Below are 4,397 nucleotides of genomic sequence, written 5' to 3'. Positions count from 1 at the left end.
GCTCTCGCCATATATCATCTCAACTGTTGTTTCCGAATTTCTTCACATTCATAAAAGTTTCTTTCTATCTTTTATTGTAGTCGTTGAGCTTTAGGAATTACTGGTTTTAAAGTTGTGTCCTATGTGGATTTCTCTACATACGAGGCTTAGTTAAAGTAATCTATAAATATATATTCTTATATATATTTATAGATTATTTTTAACTGTTAGTTACCTCCAAAATTATTCGTATTTATCTTTTCTATTATATCATAATTATTAAAAGTAAAATACAAATTAAAGAAATGCTTTTTAATTATACCTAATACGATAGAATTTTATTCATAGAGTCAACATATCCTCTTTTATATATAGATTGAACATATTTTTCATCTTTAATTAAATCTACATCCTTGCTATTTTCTAATTCATATTCTATATTGCTATTTGAGAAAACATCATATATTGCATCTATTATATCTATATGTTCTTTTTCTGCAATATATATTGCAAGTTTTGCCCAAATATTTCCAAGTGCTCGTGGATTTAATGGTTTAACTTTTGATCTTTGAACAAAATCATATATTCCATATGGTATGTTTGCTTTTTCTGAGAAAATCGATGCTGTTGCCTGATATGTATAACAATGCCACACCTCTGCACCATAGTAAATATCATAAATATTATCTTTTCCCAATAATTTTACAACTTCAGCTCTTGGTAAAAATTTAATTCTTACTATATATTCTATTATTGAACAGGTATAGGCAATATCTTTAAATTTATATTTTTCCATATTTCTTCACCCCTTTAAATTTTAAGTAGGTTATAGATTTTTCAGTCAGAAAACAAATTTGATTAGTTGGATAATTAAATTCTGCTAATTTCCAAAATTCTTCTCTTGTTATTATTCCATCATATAAATCATCTATATGATTATATATTTGATCATCTGCCATAGGTCCTTCAACTGATGCATGATATAAAATCACCATAAATATCTACTCTCCTTTTATTATAATATATTCAACTATTACTGTATAGAATTCAAAAGACTTTATATTCTTAAATAGTTTTATCCTTCCTATATTGAATTCTTTCCTTTCATACGTAATTTATACAAATAATATTTAAAAGTACATTTATAAAAGAAGAATATTAATTGATTTTTAATATAAAAAAAGATACCTTGATAAAATCTCTTCTATCAAGGTATCTCAAACTAGGATATATAGTTATATTTCTTGCAAAATAAACTACACTATTTAATTGTCTACAGATTATTCTCCGCAGCATCCACCGCAACCACCGTCGCAGCTGCAGCTCTGTCCTACCATTGATTCTGGTATTACTCTGAATCCAAATCCTGTATCTTCTATTACTATATCTCCGTAAACTTCATATTCATTAGGAGCCATTACGAAAGTAAGACCTTCTACTTCTGTGAAAACATCTCCTTCTTCCATTTCATCTAAAGCTAATCCGAAAGATGGACCACTACAAGCAACTCCCTGGAAATATACTCTTATATTCTGTGGTTTATCAGTATTTTCAGCTAATATAGATTTTAAAGTTTCTATTGCTGTATCTGGAACTGTTATTTTCATTTTGTTACCTCCAAAGTAATTTATTTTTTTAATATTTTACATTCTAATCCTATATTAATACTTTTTAAGAAATAAAAAAAGATGCCTTTGTAAAAAAGACATCTTTCTATAAGTCGCGCTTTGTTAATAGTTTTTTTCTATTTATCTATACAAATATTTCTATTCATATAACTTGGCATTATATGCGAATATTATTCGCAGCATCCACCACAACCACTGTCGCAGCTGCATCCCTGTCCTACCATTGATTCTGGTATTACTTTGAATCCAAATCCTGTATCTTCTATTACTATATCTCCATAAGCTTCGTGCTCTTCTTTACTCATTACGAATTTTAAATCTTCGTGTTCGTAAGTTAAGTCGTTATCTTCTACCTGATCTAAAGCTAGACCAAAAGCTGGTCCACTTCAAGATACTCCCTGGAAGAATACTCTTATATTATCTGGCTGATTTGGATTTTCTGCTAATATAGATTTTAAAGTTTCCGCTGCTGTTTCTGGAACTGTTATTTTCATTTTGTGTTAATCTCCTTTCACTTATTGATTGTCTGTAGTCTATTAATACCCACCAGGGTATGTCCTAAACAACTTTACTCAAATATTATACCATAATTGCTATTTTGAGTGAAGTTTTAAATACTTTTTTTCTATAATATTATCGACGTAATCTATATCGATTCTTGTTTATTTTTATACCCACAAATTTTCTTTTGTATCATATTTTTAATTTTTTATTTATATTTTTATTATTTTAATTTGTTATCAATATAATTTCACTATAAATATATATAAATTTTAAATTTTCTAATTTATTTCTATTTTTAAATAATAAGTATATATAGATAATTCCTTTATTTTTTTATAAAAATTAGCCATAATATTTTAATTTTAGAATATTATTATTCTGACATTTATGTTATAATGATATTGTTGTTTAAGAGAAAATTTAATATTTAGGAGGAAGAAAATGCAAGAAAGTAAAAAATCAGCAATACTAGAATTTTTCGGTCTTATTTTAGGATGTATATCAATGAGTGTTGGGATAAACGCATTCCTTAAACCTCATACAATAGCTCCTGGTGGATTAAGTGGGCTATCAGTAGTTTTAAACAAAGTTACTGGAATACCAGTATCTGTTATAATGCTTATCATAGGTGTGCCACTTGTTCTACTTACTTTCAAAATAATGGGTGTTAAAAACTCAATGAAAACTCTTTTCGGTACTTTACTGTTCTCATTTATGGTTCAGGCTACTGATGGACTATCTCGTATGAATTTAACACACGACGCACTACTATCAGCTATAGCAGGTGCTGTACTTATCGGACTTGCACTAGGTATAATGTTCAAAGTTGATGCTTCAACTGGTGGAACGGATTTAATAGCACTTATACTTAGTAAAAAATTCCCTAACCTAAAACCAACTCAGTTTATGAGCTGCCTTGATGGTATGGTAGTTATCTCAGCTGGTATAGTAAACAGAAGTATAGAAACTGCTCTTTATTCAGGATTAGCACTTTTCATAATAGTTAAAATCGCCGACATAGTAATGGAAGGATTTGAAAGTTCAAAAGCATTCTTCATAATAAGCGAAAAAGAAGAAGAACTAAGATCTGCAATAACTAGTGAACTTGATAGAGGGTTAACTATAATAAATGCAAGAGGTGGATACACTAATCAGAATAAAGACTTATTCCTTGTTGTGCTTAATAATAAAAGACAGGAAAATGGACTAAAAAAATTAGTAAAAAGAATAGATCCAAAAGCTTTCTTAATCGTGACAGATGTTCATGAAGTATTAGGAAACGGATTTAAAGAAATAGAATAATATAAAAAGGAACAATAGAATGACTTATACAGTTACTTCTCTTGTTCCTTTTTTATGCTTTTTAAATTAATTTATAGTATATTTACTTACAATATTTTTATCTAATTACATATTTTCAACTAAATTTAACATCTTCTCTGGGTCTTCAGCAGCTTTTACTTTTCCATTCGCTTCAATGATTACCCCTTCCTCATCTATAAGATAAGTAGTTCTCACAACACCCATTGAAACTTTTCCAAAATTCTTCTTTTCTTTCCAAACATCATAAGCCTGTATTGCTTCTAACTCTGTATCTGAAAGAATTGTAAAAGAAAGTCCCTGTTTTTCTTCAAATCTCTTATGTGATGCCACACTATCCTTGCTAATTCCAAGAACAACAACCCCATTTTCCTCAAACTTAGGTGCTCTCTCACTATACCCACAAGCCTGTTTAGTACAACCAGGTGTATTATCTTTTGGATAGAAATATAAAAGAACCTTCTTTCCTCTATAGTCCGCTAAACTATGCATATCCCCATTCTGATCTGGTAATGTAAAACTTGGTGCCTTAGTACCTACTTCTAACATATCGTATCCCTCCATATAAAACAAATTTCATAAATTTACTATTTCATTAACATATTCATTATATACCCTAATCATATTCTCAGTAAACTAATTTTCGCTAGAAATCAATATATTAAAGAAAATCCTCCTAGTAAAAATTTTACAATCTGTTCCTTTTTCCTAAGGATGTTTTAATATTTTGTTAGAATATTAGAATGGGGGTTGTTTGCAATATTTAGAAAGCGACTCTTTTTAGGATTTGGATAACATATTAAATTCCACTGACAATCTGCATGGCACTTTTTTCAATAGCTTCGAGCAGCGCTCGAACTAGACAGAAAAAGTGCCGAAGCCTGGAAGGGAATTAATATGTTATAAAAATCCTTTATCAAGTAGGGGCTAACTTGTAGCCCCTCTCACACCACGGAGCGTGCCGTT

Annotated in this window: 6 protein-coding genes; 1 reads left to right on the top strand and 5 read right to left on the bottom strand. The window is 29.3% G+C overall.

Annotated elements, in window-relative coordinates:
* Positions 1-301: 301 nt before the first annotated feature.
* The 4 genes from DWX74_RS10805 to DWX74_RS11355 form a co-directional block, all read right to left on the bottom strand.
* Positions 302-775 (bottom strand): hypothetical protein, encoded by a 474-nt coding sequence (locus DWX74_RS10805; protein WP_118549949.1) that lies wholly within the window; start codon positions 773-775, stop codon positions 302-304.
* Positions 762-974, bottom strand: a complete 213-nt coding sequence (locus DWX74_RS10800; RefSeq protein ID WP_118549948.1) for a DUF3990 domain-containing protein — start codon at positions 972-974, stop codon at positions 762-764. Before DWX74_RS10800 ends, DWX74_RS10805 begins: the two co-directional genes overlap by 14 nt.
* Positions 975-1,259: 285 nt before the next feature.
* Complete coding sequence (locus tag DWX74_RS10795) at positions 1,260-1,586, bottom strand: hypothetical protein (RefSeq protein WP_006440430.1); 327 nt, start codon at positions 1,584-1,586, stop codon at positions 1,260-1,262.
* 191 nt (positions 1,587-1,777) lie between these two features.
* On the bottom strand, positions 1,778-1,912 hold the full coding sequence (locus DWX74_RS11355; protein ID WP_006440429.1) for a hypothetical protein: 135 nt from the start codon (positions 1,910-1,912) through the stop codon (positions 1,778-1,780).
* Between the two features lie 640 nt (positions 1,913-2,552).
* On the opposite strand from DWX74_RS11355, the gene DWX74_RS10785 reads away from it, so the two are divergent.
* Positions 2,553-3,413, top strand: coding sequence for a YitT family protein (locus tag DWX74_RS10785; RefSeq protein ID WP_006440428.1), 861 nt, complete (start codon positions 2,553-2,555; stop codon positions 3,411-3,413).
* 105 nt (positions 3,414-3,518) lie between these two features.
* Here DWX74_RS10785 and bcp read toward each other — a convergent pair whose 3' ends face one another.
* On the bottom strand, positions 3,519-3,980 hold the full coding sequence (gene bcp, locus DWX74_RS10780) for a thioredoxin-dependent thiol peroxidase (RefSeq protein ID WP_118549947.1): 462 nt from the start codon (positions 3,978-3,980) through the stop codon (positions 3,519-3,521).
* Positions 3,981-4,397: the final 417 nt, after the last annotated feature.

This window comes from Peptoclostridium sp. AF21-18 (genome assembly GCF_003478825.1).
GTDB lineage: Bacteria > Bacillota > Clostridia > Peptostreptococcales > Peptostreptococcaceae > Peptacetobacter.
Note: the sequence above shows the minus strand (reverse complement) of the source record. Positions and strands in the feature narration are given on the sequence as shown.